This window comes from Pedococcus cremeus, assembly GCF_900111375.1.
GTDB lineage: Bacteria > Actinomycetota > Actinomycetes > Actinomycetales > Dermatophilaceae > Pedococcus_A > Pedococcus_A cremeus.
In genome coordinates, this window is the sequence record NZ_FOHB01000004.1 from 177,216 (window position 1) to 199,205 (window position 21,990).

Consider the following 21,990-nt stretch of genomic DNA (forward strand, 5'->3'; position numbering starts at 1 on the left):
GCACAGAGCGTATGCCGTGGCGCCAGTTCCGAGCACCCGTGTCAGGCTTGCACCCATGAAGGCGACGATCCTGCACGGCACCCGAGACGTCCGCGTCGAGGAGGTCGACGACCCAACGATCCAGCGACCCACCGACGCACTGGTGCGCGTCACTGCAGCGTGCGTCTGCGGCAGCGACCTGTGGCCCTACCGCGGCATCAACGAGGTGAAGGAGCCCCGACGGATCGGGCACGAGTTCGTCGGCATCGTCGAGGAGGTCGGGTCCGGGGTGCGCAGCCTGCGCCCCGGCGACTTCGTGATCGCGCCCTTCCTCTTCTCCGACAACACCTGCCCGCACTGCCAGGTCGGCATGCAGAGCGCCTGCCAGCACGGCGGGGGCTACGGCGGCCCTGACACAGAAGGGATCATGGTCGACGGCGGTCAGGGCGAGTACGTCCGCGTCCCGCTCGCCGACGGCACGCTGGTGGCCACCCGCGAGGTGCCGGACGACTCGCTGGTGCCGTCACTGCTGACCCTCTCCGACGTGATGGGCACCGGCTGGCACGCCGCCGTCGCTGCCGGCGTCCGGAAGGGCGACACCGTGGTGGTGGTCGGCGACGGCGCCGTCGGCCTGTGCGGTGTGATCGCCGCCGCCCGGATGGGCGCCGAGCGCGTGGTGGCGATGTCGCGGCACGAGTCGCGCCAGAAGCTGGCCACCCATTTCGGGGCCACCGACATCGTGGCCGCCCGCGGCGAGGAGGGTGAGGCCGCGGTGATGGACCTGACCGACGGCGTGGGTGCCGACGCGGTGCTCGAGTGCGTCGGCACCGGCGAGGCGATGACCACCGCCATTGCCGTCGCGCGGCCCGGCGCCACCGTCGGCTACGTCGGCGTGCCCCACGGCGTCGAGCTCCCCATCGGCACCATGTTCCGCCGCAACATCGGGGTGGGGGGCGGCGTCGCCCCGGTGCGCCAGTACCTGCCCCAGCTGCGCGACGACGTGCTCTCCGGCGCGATCGACCCCGGTGCCGTGTTCGACCTCGAGCTGCCGCTGTCGGAGGTGGCCGAGGCGTATGCCGCCATGGACGAGCGCCGCGCGATCAAGTCGCTCGTCCGTCCCTGACCGGTCCGCCGCCGAGCCAGCCACCCGGACCCCGGACGAGCGCGTGGACCAGCCCGATCGCACCGCACCGGAGTTCGTGCCGGACGGCCACGGCGGCGTCGTGGTGGTGGTCGACGACCAGCCACAGTCGCACGTCGACCTCGCCGACCCCGGTCACCTGCTCTTCGAGTACGTCCTGCACTTCGGGCTGGTCCTGGACACCCTGCCGGAGGGGCAGCTGGCGGTCACCCACGTCGGCGGCGCGGGCCTGACCCTGGCCCGCTACCTGCAGCACACGCGTCCCGGCTCGCCCCAGGTCGTCCTGGAGCCCGACGCCGCGCTGACCGAGGCGGTGCGCCGCGAGCTCCCGCTGCCGCGGGGCCACCGGATCCGGGTGCGCCCGGTCGACGGCCGCACCGGCATCGCCGCGCTGCGGGACGCGAGCGCCGACGTCGTCGTGCTCGACGCCTACGCCGGCGGGCGGATGCCGGCCGAGCTCTCCACCCGCGAGTTCCTCACCGACGTGCGTCGCGTGCTGCGCCCCGGCGGGGTTCTCCTGGCCAACGTCAGCGACGAACCCGCCCGCGACCACCTGCGGCGGTGGCACGCCACCGCGGCCGAGGTCTTCCCGTGGACCTCGGCCATCGCGCTCGCCGAGGTCTGGAAGCGCAGGCGGTTCGGCAACTACGTCGTCATGGCCTCCACCCACCCGCTCGACGAGCTCCGGCTCACCAGGGCCGTCGCCGGCTGCCCGTTCCCCAGCTCGCTGCGCAGTCGCACCGAGCTCGAGCGGCTGCTCGCCGGCGGCCGGGCCTACACCGACGACGCCACGGCCGAGTCGCCGTCACCCCCACCACGGGACCGCTGGCGCCTGCGCTGAGCACGCGGTGCAGCCACCGTCCTCGCGCGGCAGGATGGAGCCATGCCCGAGCAGACCCTGCCCGCACCCCGCACGCCCGACCCCATGGAGGCGCCGCCGGTGCGCTGGGGGATCCTCGGCCCCGGGAACATCGCCCACTCCTTCGCGACCGCCCTGCGAGAGGGCACCCGCCAGGAGGTCGTCGCCGTCGGCTCGCGCAGCGCGAAGCGCGCCCGTGACTTCGCCGACGAGTTCGGGGTGCCCGCGGCATACGGGTCCTATGAGGAGCTGGTGGCCGACGAGGCGGTCGACGTCGTCTACGTCGCCTCGCCGCACTCGGAGCACCACGAGCACGCGATGCTCGTGCTCGAGGCAGGCAAGCCGGTGCTGGTGGAGAAGGCGTTCACGCGCAACGCCGCCGAGGCCCGCGAGGTGCTCGACACCGCACGCGGGCGCGGCCTCTTCGCCATGGAGGCCATGTGGACGCGTTTCCTGCCGCACATCGACGTGGTGCGCCAGGCGGTCGAGTCGGGGCTGCTCGGTGACGTGCTGACGGTGATGGCCGACCACGGCCAGACCCTGCACCCGAACGGCCCGGAGCGTCTCTCGTCGCCCGACCTGGCGGGCGGGTCGCTGCTCGACCTCGGTGTCTACCCCCTGTCGTTCACCTCGATGGTGCTCGGGCCGTTCGAGTCGGTCACCGCGGTCGGCCACCTGACCGACGAGGGCGTCGACGCCCAGCTGTCGGTGACCGTGACCGGTCGGGAGCAGGCGCTCGGCCTGGTCGGGTCGTCGATGGTGACCAAGACGCCGACCACCGCGGTCGTCGTCGGGCGCGACGCCCGCATCGAGATCGGCGGTGACTTCTTCGTGCCCCAACCGGTGCGACTGCTGACGCCACTGGGCGAGGAGCTCGACCGCTACGAGCCGGAGGTCCGCGAGCACGGCTTCCGCTACGAGGCCGCGGAGGTGGCCCGCTGCCTGAACGACGGGGCGCTCGAGTCGCCGTTGATGCCGCACGCCGAGACGCTGCGGGTCATGGAGGCCATGGACGACGTCCGCCGTCAGGTGGGGGTGCGGTACCCCGGGGAGTGACCCCGTCGGTCAGTCGCGGTCGGGCAGCACGAACCACGCGCTCGTGCCGCCGTCGGTCGAGGCGTCGAGGCCGATGCGCCCGCCGTGTGCGTCGATGATGCGCCGGCACGTGCTGAGGCCGATGCCGGCACCCTCCTCGGCTACCGCTGAACCGCGCTCGAGGAGGCCGAACACCTTCTCGCGCAGGTGTTCCGGCACCCCGGGTCCCGCGTCGTCGACGGCGACCCGCCAGCCACTGGCGACCCGTACCGCGCCGACCCTGATCCGAGCGGGCTGGTCGTCGCGGCGGAACTTCAGGGCGTTGGCCACGAGGTTCTGGAGCACCGCCTGCACCTGCACCCGGTCTGCGGTCACCGTCGGCAGCGCGTCGACCTCCACCGTGGCGCCCGTGCGGGCCACCCGGGCGCTGAGGTCCTCGAGCACGTCCGCGCACACCGCGGCGAGGTCGACGCGCTCGAGCCGCAGGCGGCCGCCGAGGCGCGCGTAGTCGAGCAGGTCGTCGACCAGCAGCCGCATGCGGTCGGCCGACTGGGCGGCCCGCCCGAGGTAGGGCCCGGCGACCGGGTCCTGGGTCACCGCCGGCTGCTCACCGACGACCTCGAGGAAGCCGGTCAGGGCGGTCAGCGGGTTGAGCAGGTCGTGGCTGACCTGCCCGGCGAAGTGGGCGAGCTCGTCGTTCGACCGGCGCAGCTCGCGGCTGGTGCGGAGCAGCTCGAGGACGTCGACCACCTGCCGGGCCAGGATGTCGAGCGACCGGCGCTGCTGGGCGGTCAGCTCACGGGGCTCCTCGTCGAACACGCAGAGCGTGCCGATCACCACCCCGGCCGGCGTGCGCAGCTGGCTGGCGGCGTAGAACCGCACCCGGGCGATCGCCCCGGTCACGAACGGGTTGCTCGCGAACCGGCTGTCCTCCCGGGCGTCGCGCACGTGCACCGGGCCGGGGCTGCTGAGGATCGTGGCGCACATGGAGTCCTCGGTCGAGCAGACCGACGGCTCGAGCCCAACGGTGGCAACCTGGTGCTGCTCGCGGTGGTCGATGAGGTTGATCGCGGCCTGCGGCACCCCGCACACCTGCGCGGCGATCTCGACGAGCCCCTGGAGGTCCTCGTCGAACCCACCACCCGTGTCCCGCCCGGTCCCGATGACGCCGTAGTCGGCGATGGCCTCGGTGCGTGCGACCCCCTGCAGATCCGTCACAGGAGCAGAGGGTAGTGGTCAGACCAGGGGCAGGTAGGGCGCGAGGTCGGCGCGGTGCCCGCTCACGCGCAGGCTCCCCGACTGCCACGCCTGCTCCCACCCGAGCTGGCCGACGACGAGGGCGAGCCAGGTCGTCGCGTCGGTCTCGATGACGTTGGGCGGGGTGCCCCGGGTGTGCGTCTGCCCGGCGATGCACTGCACCGCCCCGAACGGCGGCACCCGCACCTCCACGCTGCGGCCGGGCGCCTGCTGCGCGAGCTCCTCCAGCGAGTAGCGCACCGCGGTGGCGGTCGTCTCCCGGTCGGCGAGGTCGGGGTCGTGCTGCCAGGCGAGCACGGCGGCGCGGCCGGCGGCGGCGGGCACCCGGCGGCGCGGCGGCATACCGTCGTGCCCCTTACTCGCCGAAGACGGCCGGCAGCGTCCGGGTGTGCGCCTCGCGCAGCTCGTCGAGCGTGACGGCGAACTGGCCCTGGACGTCGATGCCGTCGGTCTGGTCGTCGACGACGCCGATGCGCGCGTGGACCTGGCCGCGCGCCGTGCACATGTCGGTGAAGCGGACCTCCTCCGAGCGCGGCACCGCGACGACGACGCGAGCGGTCGACTCGCTGAAGAGCGCCGTGAAGGCGTCGATGCCGTCGCGCTCACAGACCGCGTCGAGCCAGACCCGGGCGCCGACGCCGTTGCGCATCGTCGCCTCCGCGAGGGCGACCGCCAGGCCGCCGTCGGAGAGGTCGTGCGCGGCGTCGACGAGGCCGTCACGGCTGGCGTTGACCAGGATCTCGCCGAGCAGCCGCTCGGCGGCGAGGTCGACCTTCGGCGGGCGGCCGCCGAGGTGGCCGTGCCTCACGTGCGCCCACTCGCCGCCGTCGAGCTCGTCGCGGGTGGTGCCGAGCAGGTAGATGACCTGGCCCGGCGTCTTCCAGCCGCTCGGGGTGCGGCGGGCCACGTCATCCATGACGCCGAGCACGCCGATGACCGGGGTCGGGTGGATCGCGACGTCGCCGGTCTGGTTGTAGAACGACACGTTGCCGCCGGTGACCGGCACGCCGAGCTCGCGGCAGCCCTCGGCGATGCCCATGACCGCCTGCTCGAACTGCCACATGACGCCCGTGTCCTCCGGGGAGCCGAAGTTGAGACAGTCGGTGATCGCGAGCGGGGTGGCGCCGACGGTGGCCACGTTGCGGTAGGCCTCGGCGAGCGCGAGCTGCGCGCCGGCATACGGGTCGAGCTTGGCGAACCGCCCGTTGCAGTCGGTGCTGACCGCGACGCCGCGCCCGGTCTCCTCGTCGACACGCACGACACCGGAGTCGTCGGGCATCGCGAGGGCGGTGTTGCCGAGCACGTAGCGGTCGTACTGGTCGGTGACCCAAGACTTGTCGCACAGGTTCGGCGAGGCGAGCAGGGTGAGCAGGTCGGCCTTCAGCTCGTCACCCGTGGTGGGCTTGGCCAGCGAGCCGGTTGCGTTCTCCTGCAACGAATCGAGGTATGCCGGCCGCTCCAGCGGGCGGTGGTAGACCGGGCCGTCGTGGGCCACCGAGCGCGGCGGCACGTCGACGATGACCTCGCCGTGCCAGGTGATGACCAGGTGGTCGCCCTCGGTCACCTCGCCGATGACGGTCGCCTCGACGTCCCAGCGGCGGCAGATCTCCATGAACTCGTCGAGCTTCGCCGGCTCGACCACGGCCATCATGCGCTCCTGGCTCTCCGACATGAGGATCTCCTCAGGGCGGAGGGAGGCGTCGCGCAGCGGCACGAGGTCGAGCTCGACCTGCATGCCGCCGTCGCCGTTCGACGCGAGCTCGCTGGTGGCACAGGAGAGCCCGGCACCACCGAGGTCCTGGATGCCGTCGACGACCTTGGCCTTGTAGAGGTCGAGGCAGCACTCGATGAGCACCTTCTCGGCGAACGGGTCGCCGACCTGCACGGCCGGGCGCTTGGCCGGGCCGCCCTCCTCGAACGTCTCGGACGCGAGGACGGAGACGCCGCCGATGCCGTCGCCGCCGGTCTTGGCGCCGAACAGGATCACCTTGTTGCCGGCACCGGAGGCCTTGGCGAGGTGGATGTCCTCGCGGCGCATCGCACCGACGCAGAGGGCGTTGACGAGCGGGTTGCCCTGGTAGCAGTCGTCGAACACGACCTCGCCACCGATGTTGGGCAGGCCCAGGCAGTTGCCGTAACCACCGACGCCGGCAACCACGCCGGGCAGGACGCGCTGGGTGTCGGGGTGGTTCAGGTTGCCGAAGCGGAGCGGGTCCATCACGGCGATCGGGCGGGCGCCCATCGACATGATGTCGCGGACGATGCCGCCGACCCCGGTGGCCGCACCCTGGTAGGGCTCGACGTAGGACGGGTGGTTGTGCGACTCGACCTTGAAGGTCACCGCCCAGCCGTCGCCGATGTCGACGACGCCGGCGTTCTCACCGATGCCGACCAGCAGCTTCTCGCGCATCTCCTCGGTGGTGTTGTCGGCGAAGTGCTTGAAGTGCACCTTGCTCGACTTGTACGAGCAGTGCTCGGACCACATGACCGAGTACATCGCCAGCTCGGCGCTGGTGGGACGGCGGTCGAGGATGTCGCGGATGCGCTGGTACTCGTCCTCCTTGAGGCCGAGCTCGAGCCAGGGCTGCTCGTGGTCGGGGGTCGCCCCGGCGTTGCCGACGGTGTCGACGTGGGGGACGTGCCCGGTGCTGCTCGATGCGGTGCTGGTGCTCATGCGTTGACAACCTGCTTGAGGATCGAGGTGAAGAAGGGCAGTCCGTCGAGGCTCGGGCCGTAACCCTCCTCGACGCAGTGCTCGGGGTGCGGCATGAGGCCGACGACGTTGCCGCGCTCGTTCGTGATGCCGGCGATGTGGCGGTAGGAGCCGTTGGGGTTGCGGCCGCCCTCGGGCACGACGTACCGGAACACCACACGGCCCTCCCCCTCGAGCTCGTCGAGGGTGCGCTCGTCGGCGACGAAGCCGCCCTCGCCGTTCTTGAGGACGATGGTGATCTCCTGGCCCTGCTCGAAGTCGGAGGTCCAGGCGGTCTGCGCGTTCTCGACCCGCAGGCGGGTGTCGACGCAGTTGAACTTGCGGTGGTCGTTGCGGATCAGCGCACCCGGCAGCAGGTGCGACTCGGTGAGCACCTGGAAGCCGTTGCAGATGCCGAGCACGGGCAGGCCGCCCTTCGCGGCCGGCACGAGCTGGTCCATCACCGGCGCGAAGCGGGCGATGGCGCCGCAGCGCAGGTAGTCGCCGTAGGAGAACCCGCCCGGGAGGATGACGGCGTCGACCCCACGCAGGTCGGCGTCGCCGTGCCAGAGGCTGACCGGCTCGCCGCCGACGGCGCGCACCGCACGAGCGGCGTCGCGGTCGTCGAGCGACCCCGGAAACGTGACGACCCCGACCTTCACCGGCCGGGGTCCTTCTCGTCCTGCTCTGCGCGGCTCGCGTCGACGTCCTGCTCCGCCCGGACCGACACCACGTCCTCGATGACGGGGTTCGACAGGAGCGTCTCGGCGGCCTTGCGGGCGGCCTCGAGCACCTCGTCGGTGACCTCGCCGTCGACGGTGAGGAGGAAGCGCTTGCCCTGCCTCACGTCGGTGAACTGGTCGAAACCGAGCCGGGGAAGGGCGCCGTTCACGGCCTGTCCCTGCGGGTCGAGGATCTCTGGCTTCAGCATCACGTCAATGACGACGTTGCCCATGCGGGGTCTCCTGGGGAGCAATGGGGAGGGAGCGCGGCCAGTCTAGCCGGGCCCGGGGGCCGCCCCCGCCGCCCGCCCACGGCCCGGACTCGCGCGACGTCCTCGACGTCACCCCTTCCCCGCCAACCTCCCTGGTGGGACGCTGGTGGTTCCACCGGGGGCGGCGGCGAAGCAGGCCACGGGAGGCGCGAGATGAGCACCCAGCAGAGCACCGTCAGGCACCGCATGATGCACACCGGCAACAGGCTGGGCGTCAGCCTCTACCGGCACTCGGGCGGCCGCATCGGGGGCCACGGCACCGGTGGCGTGCGGGTCATCCTGGTCACCGTGCCGGGGCGGCGCACCGGGCTTCCTCGGACCACGCCCGTTGGGGCGTTCCCGTACCAGGGTGGCCTCCTCGTGGTCGGGTCCGGCAGCGCGTCGCCGCAGGAGCCGGACTGGTTCCGCAACCTCCGCAAGGCCGCCCGGGCGGAGGTACAGGTCGGCAAGGAGACGTATGCCGCCGGCATACGGGTGCTGACGGGGGCGGAGCGGGACTCCGCCTTCCACGACGTCGTGGTCGCGCAGGTCCCGCGGTACGGCACGTACGAGGCGAAGTGCGGTCGACCGATGCCGCTCGCCGTGCTCACCCGGCTGCCCTCCTGACGGTCGACCAGCGGACGCCTCCGCCAAAAGACGGATGCCGCACCGGCCCGAACCACCTCACACTCGGGACGTGCTCCTCGAACGGGAGTCGTTCCTGACCACCTTGGGCGAGTACGCCGCGGAGGCGTCGGCCGGACAGGGCCGCTTCGTGCTGGTCGCCGGTGAGGCCGGCATCGGCAAGACCAGCCTGCTCGAGCGGTTCCGCGACAGCCACCCCGAGCTCCGGTGGCTGTGGGGCGCCTGCGACGGCGCGTTGACCCCACGCCCGCTGGGCCCGCTGCACGACATCGCCGCCGACATCGGCGACGGGATCCGCGACCTGTTGGGCACCGCCTCGGACCGGTCGCTGCTCTTCACCGGGTTCCTCGACCTGCTCAGGCACTCGGCGACCCCACCCGCCGTCGTCGTCGAGGACCTGCACTGGTCCGACGAGGCGACGGCGGACTGGCTCGCCCACCTCGCCCGGCGGCTCACCTCGGTGCCCGCTCTCGTCGTGGTGACCTACCGCGACGGCGAGCTCGAGCCGGGCAACCCGCTGCGGTCCGCCCTAGCGGCCATCGCCACCCAGCGGGGCACTCGGCGGATGACCCTGCCGGCACTGAGCGAGGGGGCGGTCGCCCACCTGGCCCACAGCCGGGGTCACCGCGACCCGGGCGCGGTCTACGCCCTGACCGGTGGCAACCCGTTCTACGTCGACGAGGTCCTGAGCTCGCCCTCGGCCTCCGTCCCCGCGAACGTCTCCGACGTCATCCTGGCCCGCGTCGGACGGCTGGGCGACGACGCCCTGCAGCTGCTGTGGGCGGCGGCGGTGCTCGCCCGACCGGCACGGGCGGAGCGGATCGCGGAGGTCGCCGGGTGCGACGCGTCGCACCTCGATGCCTGTGTGGCAGTGGGGCTCCTGGCCGGCGAGGGCGGCACCTTCGGGTTCCGGCACGAGCTCGCCCGGCTCGCGGTGGAGGACGCCGCGCCGTCCTACCGCCGCACCCAGCTGCACGCGGCGGCATACACGGCACTGTCCCGGGGTGACGACCTCGACCACGCCCGGCTCGCCCACCACGCCGACCGGGCGGGGCTGTCCGCGCAGGCACTGCAGCACGCGACGCTGGCGGCGCAGGAGGCGAGCGCGCTCTCGTCGACGCAGGAGGCCTGCCTCCAGTACGAGCGGGCGCTGCGCCACGCCGGCGCCGCACCGGCCGAGGTGCGGGCCGAGCTCAACGCCGGACTGGCGAGCTCCCTGTCGTTGATGGACCGGTGGGACGAGGCCCGCGCCCCTCGCGAGGCCGCGGTGGCGCACTACCGCAGCACCGGACACCGCGAGGAGCTGAGCGCCAACCTGCGCGCCCTGTCGGTCACGCTGTGGCGGCTCTGCGAAGGGGAGGAGTCCGCGCGGTGCGCTGAGGAGGTCTACGTCCTGATGCGGGACGCCCCACCCTCGGAGGAGAAGGTGTGGGCGCTCAACCTGCACGGGACCCGCCTGGTCGACGCCGGCAGGCCGGAGGGTCGGACGCTGATGGAGGACGCCCTGGCGCTGGCGGAAAGGATCGGGTCGCTGGAGGCCACAGCGGCGATGCTCCAGAACATCGGGTGGAACGAGATCTACGCCGGGCGTGACGGCTGGGGGCAGATGCGCGAGGCCCTGCGGCTGTCGCGGGAGGCCGGCTTCCAGCGCGACGCCGCCCGTGGCTACACGAACCTCTACCAGGCGGCCGTCGACCACCTGCGGATCGCGGAGTACGAGTGGTGCTTCCAGGAGGGGGACGCCTACAACCAGGAGTGCGAGATGCCGACGTTCACGTGGTGCCTGCGGGCATCGCGTGGGACCGCCCTGCTGCGGCTGGGCCGGCTCGCCGAAGCGGCTCGCTACTGCGAGGGCCTGCTGGGCGAGCACATCTCCCCCGTCAACCGCCTGCACGTCCTGACCGCCCACGTGGCGACGCTCGTCCGCCTGGGCGACCCCTCGGCCGATGCCCGGATGGCCGAGCTCCGCGCCTTGGCCCACGGCAACGGCGAGGCCTACTGGAACATCCTCGCCCTCGACGCGGCGCTGCAGCGGGCGTGGCTGGCCGGGAGCGAGTTCGACGACTGGGACTGGGCGACCGAGGTCTGGCAGCGCTCGTCCGGCGAGTCCGCCTGGGTGCGTGGCGAGCTCGCCGTCTGGATGACGCGGTGCGGACGGCCCGCCCCGGTGGACGACGCGCCCGACCACTTGGGTCTCGAGCTGGCGGGCGACCCGCTCGGCAGCGCGGCGGAGTGGCAGGCGCACGGCTGTCCCTTCGAGGAGGCCGCGGCGCTGGTGGCGACGGGTGACCCCGCCAGCCTGCGCCGGGCCCTCGACCTGTTCACCGCGGTGGGGTCGGCTCCCGGCTCGGCGTTGGCCCGTCGGAGGTTGCGGGACGCGGGAGAGCACGCGGTGGCGCGCGGGCCCCGGTCGTCGACGCGGGCCGACCCCCACGGCCTGACCGCACGCGAGGCAGAGGTGCTCGAGCTGCTCGAGGCAGGGATGTCCAACGGTGACATCTCGCGCCGGCTGTTCATCTCCGAGCGCACCGTCGACCACCACGTCGCCGCGGTGCTCGCCAAGCTGGGCGTGCCGACCCGCGTCGAAGCCGCCCGGGTCTCCCGCGAGCACCGCGCGCCGGCCAACCTGGGCACCACGGCGGCCCCAAGCTAGGCACTCGCCACCGATCCGCCACCGGGCCCCCGGCTCCTAGCGTTCCCCTGTCCCGGAGGTTCCGGGACGGCCCGGAGACTCCGGGGACCCGGAAGGGGAACGAGATGCCACTGTTCATGGACGTCCACAGCATCGAGGGCGGCGTCGGGATCGACGACGTGGCCCAGGCGCACATGGCCGACCTCCAGACCCAGGGCCGGTACGACGTGCGGTACCAGCGCTACTGGGTCGACGAGTCGCAGGGCAAGATCTTCTGCCTCGTCGACGCGCCATCGGCCGACGCCGCCGCCACCGTGCACCGGGAGGCGCACGGCCTGGTCGCCGACGAGATCTACGCCGTGCAGGAGGGGTCATGAGCCCACGCCGGCCGCGCGCCACCGCGGTGCGCCGGTCGCTGCTGGCGGCGGCAGCCCTCGCCGGGCTGGTCGCCGTGCCCGCCGCGATGGCAGAGGGAAACCAGCCGGACCTCAACGCCGTTCGTGAGGCCACCGCCCGCTTCCACGACGTCGGCCAGGCCGAGAACGCCGGCTACGCCCGCTTCCTCGACTGCTTCGACGACGGCCACGGAGACGGCATGGGCCAGCACTACGTCAACATGACGCTGCTCGCCGATGGTGGCGCCGTCGACGCGCGGCACCCTGAAGCCCTCGTCTACGACACCTCGAGCGGCAGGACGCGCCTCGTCGCCGTCGAGTACGTCGTGCCCGGAGCGCCGACCGACCGGCCGCCGCACCTGCTCGGCCGTGACTTCACCTACCTGCCCAGCCTCGGCGTCTGGAAGCTCCACTACTGGATCTGGCGCGCCAACCCGGACGGGCTGTTCGCCGACTACAACCCGGACGTCCCGGCCTGCGCCTGAGAAGAGGAGAGGTATGCCGTGTGCCGTCGGCAGGTGGGCCGGCGGCATACGGGGTAGGAAGGGAGCACACGACCTCTCACGGAAGGTGCCCCCTCGATGCCCCGAGGCAAGCTCATCGTCTCTGACCGGTGGCCGGCCCAGCTAGTGCTCGTGCGTCACGGGCAGAGCGTCGGCAACATCGCCGCCACCGAGGCCGGCGAGAGCGGGGCCGAGCGCCTCGACCTCGACTTCCGCGACGCGGACACCCCCCTGTCGGACACCGGGCAGGAGCAGGCCCGCGCCGTCGGCGCCTGGCTCAAGGACAACGAGCAGTCGGACTGTCCCGACCTCATCGTGAGCTCGCCGTACCGCCGGGCAGCCGAGACGGCCCGCACGGCGGTCGACCACTGGGGTTGCGGGCACGAGCTGGTGCTCGACGAGCGGCTGCGCGAGCGGGACCTCGGCGCCTTCGACGGCCTCACCTCGGCGGGCATCAAGGCGCAGTTCGCCTCGGAGGCGGACCGGCGCGCGAGGGTCGGCAAGTTCTACTACAAGCCGCCATCGGGCGAGAGCTGGTGCGATGTCACCCTGCGGGTGCGCTCCCTGCTCGGCGACCTGCGCGCCGGCTACGAGGGCAAGCGGGTCTGGCTGTTCACCCACCAGGCCGTGATCATGGGCTTCCGCTACGTCCTCGAGGACCTCACCGAGCAGGAGCTGCTGGAGATCGACCACACCACGGACCTGCCCAACTGCTCGGTGACGTCGTACCGGTGGGCCGAGGGCGGCCTGGAGCTGGTGCGCTTCGCCGACACCTCCGCGGTCGAGGACTCCAAGGCGCCGACGACCGCAGAGCCCTCTCGGTCGAGGGAGGCCAACCATGTCGGCTGAGGCGAACGGGCCGGTCGACGTCACCGGCGGGCTGCTGCGCGGCTGGCCACTGCCCGAACCGGGTGGCGACAAGGAGTCGCGCGGCCGGGTGCTGGTGCTCGGCGGCACGGCCAGCACGCCCGGTGCGGTGCTGCTCGCCGGTGAGGCGGTGCTGCGGGCCGGTGGCGGGAAGCTCCAGATCGCCACGGCCGAACCGGTCGCCGCCGCCCTCGCCGTGGCCGTGCCGGAGGCACTGGTCGCCCCGCTGCCGACCGACGCGAAGGGCCACATCGACACGGCCGCGGCCGACCAGGTGCTGGCACTGGCCGAGGGGTGCGACACCCTGCTGGTCGGCCCCGGTTTCGCCGACATCGACGCGTCGGTGCGGCTGCTCGAGCAGGTGCTGCCCCGGGTGTCGTGCCCCGTCGTGGTCGATGCCCTCGCCTCGGCGTTCGTCACCCGGCACCGTGACGGGCTGACCCACCTCGAGGGCCGAGCTGTGCTGACCCTCAACCCGGACGAGCTCGCCAAGACGCTCGACGTGCCCGACGAGGAGGTGGCGGACGACCCGACAGCCGCCGCGGCACGCCTCGCCAGGGAGAGCAGGGCGGTCGTCGTGTGCGGCGGACAGGGCAAGACCGTCGCCTCGCCCGACGGCCGGCTCTGGCACAGCAGCAGCGGCAACCCCGGCCTCGGCGTCTCGGGATCGGGTGACGTGCAGGCCGGGATCGTGGCCGGGATGTTCAGCCGGTGCGCCGAGCCCGAGCAGGCCGCCGTCTGGGGAGCCCACCTGCACGGGTCGGCGGGCGACCGCCTGGCGCGGCAGGTCGGCACGTTGGGCTTCCTGGCCCGCGAGATCGCACCGCAGGTGCCGGCGCTGGTCGACGAGCTCGCTCCCTGACGCGCGGGTCCTCGGCCCCTGTCTCCCCTTCGGCCGCGGCGCTGCGCTGACGGGCACTCTGCCCGCCCTCCGTCGCCCTGCCTACCGGGCACCGTGGGCAGGGCGACGAACCATGGGCAGGGTGGGTCGCTGCGCCCTGGGCAGGGTGGGTCGCTGCGCCCTGGGCAGGGTGGGTCGCTGCGCCACCTGAGCCGATCCGTGGACGGAAAAGCCTTTGCCGCGGTGGGCGCCCCTTGCCTACCGTGGCCACACCATGGAGATCTGACATCACGCACCCGCTCGCGCCCGAGGCCCTGCCCGGCGAGCGTCCCAACGACTGGGCCCTGCCCTGGAGTGCTGATGTCAACGAACCTTCTCCTCCGTGACCTCACGGTGTCCCTCGGCGGTCGCGTCGTCCTCGACGGCGTCGACCTGACCGCCCACCCCGGCGAGCGCATCGGCCTCGTCGGCGAGAACGGCTCGGGCAAGTCGACCTTGTTGCGTGTCGCGGCCGGCCTCCTTGCCCCGGACGGCGGTGAGGTGCAGGTGCCGCCCGACCTCGGGTACCTCCCCCAGGACGGTGGGCTCGACCCGACGGCGACCGTCGGTGAGGTGCTGCACCAGGCCCTCGCGCCCCTGCACGAGGGGGTTGCACGGCTGGAGCGCCTGGCCGCGGCACTGGCCGACAACACGGCCACGGCCGGCGAGTACGACGCCGCCCTGGCGTGGGCCCAGGCGCACGACGCCTGGGACGCCGACAGGCGCAGCCGGGTCGCTGCGCGGCGGCTGGGCCTGCAGGACCTGCGACCTGAACAGCCGGTGAGCGAGCTGTCCGGTGGTGAGCGCAGCCGCCTGGCGCTGGCTGCGCTGCTGACCCGGCAGCCGTCCTGCCTGCTGCTCGACGAGCCCACCAACCACCTCGACGACGAGGCGCTCGACTTCCTCGAGTCCGCCCTGCTCGGGCTGCCCGGGATCGTGGTGGCGGCGAGCCACGACCGGGTGTTCCTCGAGCGGGTGTGCACCAGCGTCATCGACCTCGACCCGTCGCACTTCGGGACCGATGGGCGCGGGGGCCGCAGGTTCACCGGCGGCTACTCCACCTACCTGCACCACAAGCAGGCAGCACGCCGCCGGTGGGAGGAGGCGTACGAGGCCGAGCAGGACGAGCGTGCCTCGCTCGAGACTGCTGCCCGCACCGTCGCCCGTGACATCGCGCACGGACGGGCCCCGCGCGACAACGACGGCTTCATTCACCACTTCAAGGGCTCGCGTGTCCAGGACACCGTGCGCCGACGGGTTCGCAACGCCGAGCAGCGGCTCGCCGCGCTGGACCGGAGAGCCGTGCCGCGCCCACCGGCACCGCTCACCCTCACCGGCGCCTTCGACGAGCAGGTGCGCGCGGCGCGGGTCCGCGCGCGTGAGCTCGCCGTGCACGGCCGGCTCCGCCTCGACCGGCTCGATGTCGAACCCGGCGAGAAGCTGCTGCTCACGGGCCCGAACGGCTCCGGCAAGTCGACCCTGCTCGGGGTACTGGCCGGACGGGTGCGTGCCGACTCCGGCACCGTGGACGTCCAGGCCCGTAGGGTCGGCCACCTGCCCCAGGACGTGCGCTTCCGCGACCCGGGCCGCAGTGCCCGGGCCGTGTTCGAGGCAGCCGCACCACGGCGCGACCTCGCCGAGCTGGGACTGCTCCCCCCGGGCCACCACTCCCGCCCCGTGGGGGAGCTCAGCCTGGGCCAGCAGCGGCGGCTGGCACTGGCCCTGCTGGTGGCCGGCCTCCCCGACCTCGTGCTCCTCGACGAGCCGAGCAACCACCTGTCGCTGGCCCTCGTCGAGGAGCTCGAGCAGGCCCTGCGTGACACCCCCGCCACCGTCGTGGTGGCCAGCCACGACCGGTGGCTGCGCGGCCGGTGGTCAGGCAGCCACACCGAGCTCGGGCCGGCCTAGCTCTCCGGAAGGAGGTCGTCGTGGGCCATGGCCTCCGGGCGGCTGTTCAGGCACCGGTACCGCAGGAGCAGCGCGCCTCCGGGATAGGAGTGCGGTGGCTCGACCAGCTCGAACCGGTTGGCGGTCGTGTCCTCGGGGAACAGCTTCTTCCCGGTCCCGAGCACGACCGGGTAGACCCACAGGTTCAGCTGGTCGACCAGGGCCTCGCGAAACAGGGCCTGCAGCAGGTTGGCGCTCCCCCAGGTGTGGACCTGGTGGTGCCGCTCCCGCAGCCCGCGGACCTCGCGGCCCACGTCGGTGACCTGGGTGCTGGCGTCCCACGACAGCTCTGGCGTGCCTCGGGACGCCACGTACTTCGGCACCCGGTCGAAGGCCCGTCCGATCCGGTCCGTCCTACCCGGCCAGTAGTCGCGGAAGATGTCGTAGGTCGTGCGGCCCAGCAGCAGCGCGTCGGAGGCCTCGATGTCGGCGATGATCCGCTCGCCGGCCTCGGGGTCGCCGTACGGGGTCTCCCACCCGGCGTACTCGAATCCGGCGTCCTGCTGCGTGGGGCCGCCGTTCGCCTGGATCACGCCGTCGAGCGTGACGTGCATGTTGACGTGCAGCTCGCCCATCGCGTCAGCCCTGAGGGGTCCCCGCGATGTTGACCATCCAGCTGATGCCGAAGCGGTCGACGCAGGAGCCGAACGTGTCGCCCCACATCTGCTTCTCCAGCGGCACCTCGACCGTGCCGCCCTCGCTGAGCCTGTCCCAGTAGCCGCGCAGCTCCGACTCGTCGTCACCGCTCAGGCTGACGGCGATGTTGCGGCCGGGCCGGTGCTCCATGCCTTCCGGGGTGTCCGCGGCCATGAGCGCCAAGCCGGAGTCGGTCAGCAGGGACGCATGCATGATCCTGTCGGCGGCGGGGCCCTGGTCCCCGTACTGGCCGAAGGTGTTCATCGTGAGCTCACCGCCGAAGACGCTGCGGTAGAACTCCATCGCGTCACGGGCGGTGTCCCGGAAGCTGATGTACGGGTTGAGGCGAGTGGGCATGGTCTGCGCTCCTCGGGGTGGGGTGGTCCGTCACCCCAGTAGACGCCGCTCGCGCCGGATTCTCATCGGTCAGCCGAACGAGGCCCGCAGCTGACGGAGCCCGGTCAGCCGAACGAGCGTCCGGTCAGCCGCTCGTAGGCCTCGACGTACTTCGCACGGGTGCGCTCGACCACGTCCCCGGGCAGGGACGGCGGCGCCTCACCGGATGCCTTGTCCCACCCGCTGTCGGGCGAGGTGAGCCACTCGCGCACGTACTCCTTGTCGTAGGACGGCTGCGGGTGGCCGGGCTCCCACAGGTCGGCGGGCCAGAACCGCGACGAGTCGGGCGTCAGCACCTCGTCGGCGAGCAGCACCGAGCCGTCGGCGTCGAGCCCGAACTCGACCTTGGTGTCGGCGATGAGGATGCCGCGCTCCGTCGCGATCTCGTTGCCCCGCGCCAGGATCGCCGTGGTGAGGTCACGCACGCGGGCGGCGAGGTCGGGGCCGATCTCGGCCTCCACCGCGGCATACGGCATGGGCTGGTCGTGCTCACCGACCGGCGCCTTCGTCGAGGGCGTGAACACCGGCTCGGGCAGGCGCGAACCATCGACGAGCCCCTCGGGGAGCCGCACCCCGCTGACCGTGCCGTCGGCCTGGTACTCCCGCAGGCCGCCACCGGTGAGGTAGGCGCGGGCGACGCACTCGACCGGCAGCATCTCCAGCCGGCGCACCAGGACCGCCCTGCCCGCGACCTCGGCGGGGACGTCGGTGGAGACGACGTGGTTGGGCACGAGGTCCTCGAGCTGCTCGAACCACCACAGCGAGAGCTGGGTGAGCACCGCGCCCTTGTCGGGGATCGGGCTGTCCAGGATGAAGTCGAACGCCGAGAGCCGGTCGCTCGCGACGAGCAGCAGCTGGTCGGCGCGGGCCTCACCGGTCGCCGGGTCGAGCGGCGCGTAGAGGTCACGCACCTTGCCGGAGTAGACGTGGGCGTAGCCGGGCAGCTCGAGCGGCGCGGAGGTCGTCATGGCCGACATCCTCCCAGCCCAAGCCCCCGGCCCGCCGACCGGTTCAGCTCAGGGCGCGGTCCACCAGAAGAGGTCGGCCATGGTGCCGTCGTGCAGCTTCTCCGGGAAGGTGGCGATCCCACCGGCGCGCACCGCGGTCACGCGCACGCTCACGGCCTGGTGCTTCGTGGTGGGCGGGCTGGTCCACGCCTGGAACCGGCTCTCACCCCCCAACGGGCCGGACGTGGACTCGAACCCCGGTTCACCGGCCCGCATCCGCACGTCGTGGTTGGTGCCGCCGAGCTGTGGCTGGATGCCGGGCGGGTCGACGGGGTAGTCGACCTCGCTGGGTGCCAGGACCACCTGGAGATCCAGCCGCTGCCCGTCGGCGGCCGGTCCCTGCAACGACGTGTCCAGCACCCAGGCCTTGACCCGACCCGCACCATGGGCGCCCTGCACCGTACCCCGGACGAACGTGGCGGAGTCGGGCACCGACAGACCGAGGGTCGAGTCCGCCCAGGCGCGCACGACCTCGACGCAGGTCTGGGGCTGCGGGGCACAGCCCGTCAGGCCGGGACCCCCACCCGTGGCGGGAGCAGCACGCTCTGGGGCCAGCAGGCCTGCTGTCGCCACCGCCAGGGCGCCGGCCGCCACTGCAGCAACGGCAGTTCCGACCGCCGCACGGCGGCGCCGCACCTGACGAGCGCCTCCCTGCATGACGTCGTCGACGGTGAACGGCGCGGGTCCGAGGTCCCGGGTGTAGACCGCCTCCAGGCCGTCCTGCAGCTGCTCGTCCGTGACCGTGCTCATCGCGACACCTCCTGTCCGACAACCGTTTCCAGTGACCTGCGGAGAGCCGCCAACCCGTCGCTCGTCGTGCTCTTGACCGTGCCCTCCGAGCAACCCATGACCCGGGCCACCTCCGCGACCGGCAGGTCCTCCAGGTGTCTCAGCACCACGGCGAGTCGCTGCCGCGGCGGCAGCGCCGCCAGCGCCGCAACGAGGTCCAGACGTGAGTCAGCCTCCGCTCCCCCTCGACCCGCGACGGGCTCGGCGAGGTGCGCGATCGTGGCATCCGCAGTCGACACCTCCCGGCTCCACCAGTGCCGGCGCTGCTCGGAGACCAGTACGCGCACCAACACGGTCCGGGCGTACGCGAAGGGACTCTCCACGCCGTGGACGCGCGGCCACGCGGCATACATCTTCTCGAGCGTCGCCTGCACCAGGTCGTCCGCGCGATGCGGGTCGTGGCACGCCGCATGGGCGAACCGACGGAGCCGCGGCATCGCGGCGACCGCGAACTCGCGGAACTCCTCTTCCAGCTCGGCCCTCACCCGCGCCTCCCCTCTCCACCACGGTCAACGCGGCGAATGGGCACTGCGGTTGGGCGCGTCGCGAGGAATTCTCGCACAGCGGCTTGACTTGAAGTTCACTTCACCTTCCACGATGTCCGTCATGACCGCCACCGTCGCGACCACGCGGCCTCCGTCCCTCCTCAACCGCGAGTACCTTCCGTTCGCCGTCGGAGCCGTCGGGCTCGTGACCCTCGGCGCCTTCGAGAACCGCGCGGTGATGACCGTGCTCCCAACGGTCGCGGAGCGCCTCGACGGTGTGTGGCTGTTCGGAGCCGCCTCGGCGGCGCCGATGATCTCGTTCATCATCGCGACCGCGGTGGCGGGCACATGGGCCGACCGACGCGGTCCGCTGCAGCCGCTCTATGCCGGTCTCGGCCTCTTCGTGCTGGCCCAGGCGACGATGGGCCTGGCCCCCTCGATGCCGGTCTTCGTCACGGCCCGGCTCGGTGGCGGGTTGGCCGAGGGCCTGATCGACGTGGGGCTCGTCGTGCTCATGGCCAAGGCGCTGCCGGAGGAGCTGCGCGCCAAGGTCTTCGCCGCGTTCGCCGCGGCCTGGGTGCTGCCGTCGGTGCTGGGTCCGGCCCTCGCCGGCCTGGTGGCCGAGCACTTCGGATGGCGGGCGGTCTTCCTCATGGCCGTCGCGCTCGTCGTGCCGACCACGGCGATGCTGCGCCCGGCGATGGCTCGGACCCGCGCGGTACTCCCCGCGCCGACCGGGTGGACCGCCGAGGAGCGTCGAATGGTCCTCGCTGCGGTTCTCGTCGCGGCGTCGTTGGCGCTGCTCACCATCGGCGGGTCGCTGTTGACCCGTGACGGCTCGCTCCCCCTCGTCGGGGCGGCGGCGTCCGTCGCTGGGCTCGCCGTGCTCGCACCGAGCCTGCGGGCGGTGCTGCCGCCCGGGGTGCTGACCATGGGCCGCGGCATCCCGGCGGTCATCGCGTTGCGCGGGCTGGTCGCCGCGGCCTTCGGGCTCGTCGGCGCCTTCATCCCACTGATGCTCACCACGGTGCACGGCTTCCGGCCCGCGGCCGCCGGTGTGAGCCTGACGGTCACGGGACTGTTCTGGTCGGTGGGGTCGCAGCTCCACGGACTGTCGTGGACCCAGCGGACCGTCGGACCGGTGCGGCGCCTGCAGATCGGCTTCTCACTGATCGCGGCCGGCGTGGCCGGGCCGGCGCTGCTGAGCCTGGACGCGGCGCCCGTCTGGCTCGGGCTCTCGCTCTGGGCGGTCGCCGGCATCGGGATGGGGCTGTCGTCGCCCACCCTGTCGACCCACCTGCTCAGCCTCTCGCCTGCAGAGTCGCAGGGGCGCTACACCGCGGCGAGCAACCTCACCGGTTCGATCGCCCAGTCGCTGACGCTCGGCGCCGCGGGCGCGCTCATCGCCTGGCAGGCACCGACCCTGCCGGGATGGCTCTTCGCGGCGGTCATGCTGGCAGGCGGCCTCATTGCCGTCGGGGGCGCGGCTCTGGCCAGCCGGGCTGACGCCGGCTGAGGTTCGACGGCCTGACGGCGTGGCCCCGGTCAGCCGACGTGCAGCTCCCGGCGCTCGGCGGCCAGCGCGATGTCAGTGCGGTGGTGCGAACCGTCGAGCTCGATCTTGTCGACGGCTTCGTACACCCGCTCACGGGCCTGCGAGAGGCTGTCGCCGAGGGCCACCACGGAGAGCACGCGGCCACCGGCGGAGACCAGGACGCCGTCCGCGTCCAGGGCGGTGCCGGCGTGGAGCACGTAGGCGGTCGGAACGTCCGCGACCTCCTCGACGCCGAGGATCGGGTCACCGGTCCTCGGCGTGCCCGGGTAGTTGTGCGAGGCCACGACGACGGTCACGGCGTGCTGGTCCGACCAGCGGAGGGCAGACAGGTCCTCCAGCCGGCCGGTGGCGGCCCCGTGGAGCAGGCTGCCCAGCGGCGTCTCGAGGCGGGCCAGCACCACCTGGGTCTCGGGGTCCCCGAAGCGGGCGTTGAACTCGATGACGCGGGGTCCCTTCGCCGTCAGGGCGAGGCCCACGTAGAGCACTCCGGTGAAGGGAGTGCCCCGGCGGTGCATCTCGTCGACGGTGGGCTGGGCCACCCTGGTGACGACCTCGTCCACGAGCGACGGCGGCGCCCAGTCGAGCGGCGAGTAGGCGCCCATGCCACCGGTGTTGGGCCCTTGGTCGTCGTCCCCGACGCGCTTGAAGTCCTGAGCCAGTGCCAGTGGCACCACGCTCGTGCCGTCGCAGATGCAGAACAGGGACGCCTCGGGGCCCTCGAGGTACTCCTCGACCACCACCCGGCCGTCCTCCTTCGCGAGGCAGCTGCGCGCGTGCTCGAGCGCCTCCGCGCGGTCGGTGGTGACGACGACGCCCTTGCCGGCCGCCAGTCCGTCGTCCTTGACGACATGCGGGGCGCCGAGGGCGTCGAGCGCGGACTCGACCTCCTCGACGCTGGTGCACACGTGCGCCAGCGCAGTGGGCACCTCGGCCGCCGCCATGACCTCCTTGGCGAACGCCTTGCTGCCCTCGAGCCGGGCGGCCTGCGCCGAGGGCCCGAAGCAGGGGATGCCGGCTGCGCGGACGGCGTCGGCGACACCCGCCACCAGCGGGGCCTCCGGACCCACGACCACGAGGTCGACCGCGCGCTCGCGCGCGAGAGCGACCACGCCCTCGCCGTCGAGCAGGCCGCCGGGCAGGGGCTCACACAGGGCGATGGCGTCCATGCCCGGGTTGCCGGGGGCGGCGATCACCGCCTCCACGTCAGGGTCGGCCGTGAGCGACCGGACGAGGGCGTGCTCGCGCGCGCCGGTGCCGATGACGAGAACCTTCACAGGGCACACCCTAGAGAACCGGACCGGTCCCGGCGTCCGTCGC

At 72.9% G+C, this 21,990-nt stretch carries 22 protein-coding genes; 11 read left to right on the forward strand and 11 right to left on the reverse strand.

Going from position 1 to position 21,990, the window contains the following annotated elements; translation table 11 throughout:
* Window positions 1–55 precede the first annotated feature (55 nt).
* Genes BMW78_RS09370 through BMW78_RS09380 form a run of 3 tightly spaced genes read left to right on the forward strand, consistent with a single transcriptional unit; the run spans window position 56 to window position 3,035 of the window.
* Window positions 56–1,102 carry a zinc-dependent alcohol dehydrogenase family protein gene (locus tag BMW78_RS09370; protein WP_091758619.1) on the forward strand — a complete coding sequence of 349 codons (1,047 nt, stop codon included), beginning with the start codon at window positions 56–58 and terminating at the stop codon, window positions 1,100–1,102.
* 43 nt (window positions 1,103–1,145) lie between these two features.
* A complete protein-coding gene (locus BMW78_RS09375) occupies window positions 1,146–1,961 on the forward strand; it encodes a spermidine synthase (protein WP_245735761.1) in 816 nt (271 codons plus the stop codon).
* A 42-nt stretch (window positions 1,962–2,003) separates the two neighbouring features.
* Window positions 2,004–3,035, forward strand: coding sequence for a Gfo/Idh/MocA family protein (locus tag BMW78_RS09380; RefSeq protein ID WP_091758621.1), 1,032 nt, complete (start codon window positions 2,004–2,006; stop codon window positions 3,033–3,035).
* 9 nt (window positions 3,036–3,044) lie between these two features.
* Here BMW78_RS09380 and BMW78_RS09385 read toward each other — a convergent pair whose 3' ends face one another.
* From BMW78_RS09385 to purS, 5 genes are read right to left on the reverse strand one after another with little or no spacing between them, the layout of a single operon-like run.
* Complete coding sequence (locus tag BMW78_RS09385; RefSeq protein ID WP_091758623.1) at window positions 3,045–4,232, reverse strand: sensor histidine kinase; 1,188 nt, start codon at window positions 4,230–4,232, stop codon at window positions 3,045–3,047.
* 18 nt (window positions 4,233–4,250) lie between these two features.
* Window positions 4,251–4,613 (reverse strand): sterol carrier family protein, encoded by a 363-nt coding sequence (locus BMW78_RS09390; protein WP_091758633.1) that lies wholly within the window; start codon window positions 4,611–4,613, stop codon window positions 4,251–4,253.
* Window positions 4,614–4,626: 13 nt separating this feature from the next.
* The gene (gene purL, locus BMW78_RS09395) at window positions 4,627–6,945 is read right to left on the reverse strand and encodes a phosphoribosylformylglycinamidine synthase subunit PurL (protein ID WP_091758635.1); all 2,319 of its coding nucleotides are present in this window, start codon (window positions 6,943–6,945) and stop codon (window positions 4,627–4,629) included.
* Window positions 6,942–7,625, reverse strand: a complete 684-nt coding sequence (gene purQ / locus BMW78_RS09400; RefSeq protein ID WP_091758637.1) for a phosphoribosylformylglycinamidine synthase subunit PurQ — start codon at window positions 7,623–7,625, stop codon at window positions 6,942–6,944. The genes purL and purQ overlap by 4 nt, the downstream gene beginning before the upstream one ends.
* A complete protein-coding gene (gene purS / locus BMW78_RS09405; protein ID WP_091758639.1) occupies window positions 7,622–7,918 on the reverse strand; it encodes a phosphoribosylformylglycinamidine synthase subunit PurS in 297 nt (98 codons plus the stop codon). Before purS ends, purQ begins: the two co-directional genes overlap by 4 nt.
* Window positions 7,919–8,110: 192 nt before the next feature.
* Between purS and BMW78_RS09410 the strand changes: the two genes are divergently transcribed.
* The 7 genes from BMW78_RS09410 (at window position 8,111) to BMW78_RS09440 (ending at window position 15,766) form a co-directional block, all read left to right on the forward strand.
* Window positions 8,111–8,563, forward strand: a complete 453-nt coding sequence (locus BMW78_RS09410; RefSeq protein ID WP_091758641.1) for a nitroreductase family deazaflavin-dependent oxidoreductase — start codon at window positions 8,111–8,113, stop codon at window positions 8,561–8,563.
* Window positions 8,564–8,633: 70 nt separating this feature from the next.
* A complete protein-coding gene (locus tag BMW78_RS09415) occupies window positions 8,634–11,234 on the forward strand; it encodes an ATP-binding protein (RefSeq protein WP_177180334.1) in 2,601 nt (866 codons plus the stop codon).
* Between the two features lie 104 nt (window positions 11,235–11,338).
* Window positions 11,339–11,590, forward strand: a complete 252-nt coding sequence (locus tag BMW78_RS09420) for a DUF4242 domain-containing protein (protein ID WP_143056202.1) — start codon at window positions 11,339–11,341, stop codon at window positions 11,588–11,590.
* The gene (locus BMW78_RS09425) at window positions 11,587–12,093 is read left to right on the forward strand and encodes a hypothetical protein (RefSeq protein ID WP_091758645.1); all 507 of its coding nucleotides are present in this window, start codon (window positions 11,587–11,589) and stop codon (window positions 12,091–12,093) included. The genes BMW78_RS09420 and BMW78_RS09425 overlap by 4 nt, the downstream gene beginning before the upstream one ends.
* A gap of 96 nt (window positions 12,094–12,189) precedes the next feature.
* Window positions 12,190–12,960, forward strand: coding sequence for a histidine phosphatase family protein (locus BMW78_RS09430; RefSeq protein WP_091758648.1), 771 nt, complete (start codon window positions 12,190–12,192; stop codon window positions 12,958–12,960).
* Window positions 12,950–13,840, forward strand: coding sequence for an NAD(P)H-hydrate dehydratase (locus tag BMW78_RS09435; RefSeq protein WP_091758650.1), 891 nt, complete (start codon window positions 12,950–12,952; stop codon window positions 13,838–13,840). The genes BMW78_RS09430 and BMW78_RS09435 overlap by 11 nt, the downstream gene beginning before the upstream one ends.
* A gap of 339 nt (window positions 13,841–14,179) precedes the next feature.
* Entirely contained in the window at window positions 14,180–15,766 is a 1,587-nt protein-coding gene (locus tag BMW78_RS09440) for an ABC-F family ATP-binding cassette domain-containing protein (protein ID WP_091758652.1), read from the forward strand.
* On the opposite strand, the gene BMW78_RS09445 is transcribed toward BMW78_RS09440, so the two are convergent.
* The 5 genes from BMW78_RS09445 to BMW78_RS09465 form a co-directional block, all read right to left on the reverse strand.
* Entirely contained in the window at window positions 15,763–16,380 is a 618-nt protein-coding gene (locus BMW78_RS09445) for a dihydrofolate reductase family protein (RefSeq protein ID WP_091758654.1), read from the reverse strand. The genes BMW78_RS09440 and BMW78_RS09445 overlap by 4 nt on opposite strands.
* Window positions 16,381–16,384: 4 nt before the next feature.
* Window positions 16,385–16,798, reverse strand: coding sequence for a VOC family protein (locus BMW78_RS09450; RefSeq protein ID WP_091758655.1), 414 nt, complete (start codon window positions 16,796–16,798; stop codon window positions 16,385–16,387).
* Window positions 16,799–16,902: 104 nt separating this feature from the next.
* Entirely contained in the window at window positions 16,903–17,805 is a 903-nt protein-coding gene (locus BMW78_RS09455) for a phosphoribosylaminoimidazolesuccinocarboxamide synthase (protein WP_091758657.1), read from the reverse strand.
* Window positions 17,806–17,853: 48 nt separating this feature from the next.
* A complete protein-coding gene (locus BMW78_RS09460; RefSeq protein ID WP_091758659.1) occupies window positions 17,854–18,594 on the reverse strand; it encodes a hypothetical protein in 741 nt (246 codons plus the stop codon).
* Entirely contained in the window at window positions 18,591–19,118 is a 528-nt protein-coding gene (locus tag BMW78_RS09465) for a SigE family RNA polymerase sigma factor (protein WP_091758661.1), read from the reverse strand. The genes BMW78_RS09460 and BMW78_RS09465 overlap by 4 nt, the downstream gene beginning before the upstream one ends.
* Before the next feature lie 121 nt (window positions 19,119–19,239).
* On the opposite strand from BMW78_RS09465, the gene BMW78_RS09470 reads away from it, so the two are divergent.
* Entirely contained in the window at window positions 19,240–20,634 is a 1,395-nt protein-coding gene (locus BMW78_RS09470) for an MFS transporter (RefSeq protein ID WP_177180335.1), read from the forward strand.
* A 29-nt stretch (window positions 20,635–20,663) separates the two neighbouring features.
* Here BMW78_RS09470 and purD read toward each other — a convergent pair whose 3' ends face one another.
* The gene (purD, locus tag BMW78_RS09475; RefSeq protein ID WP_091758665.1) at window positions 20,664–21,947 is read right to left on the reverse strand and encodes a phosphoribosylamine--glycine ligase; all 1,284 of its coding nucleotides are present in this window, start codon (window positions 21,945–21,947) and stop codon (window positions 20,664–20,666) included.
* Between the last annotated feature and the right edge of the window lie 43 nt (window positions 21,948–21,990).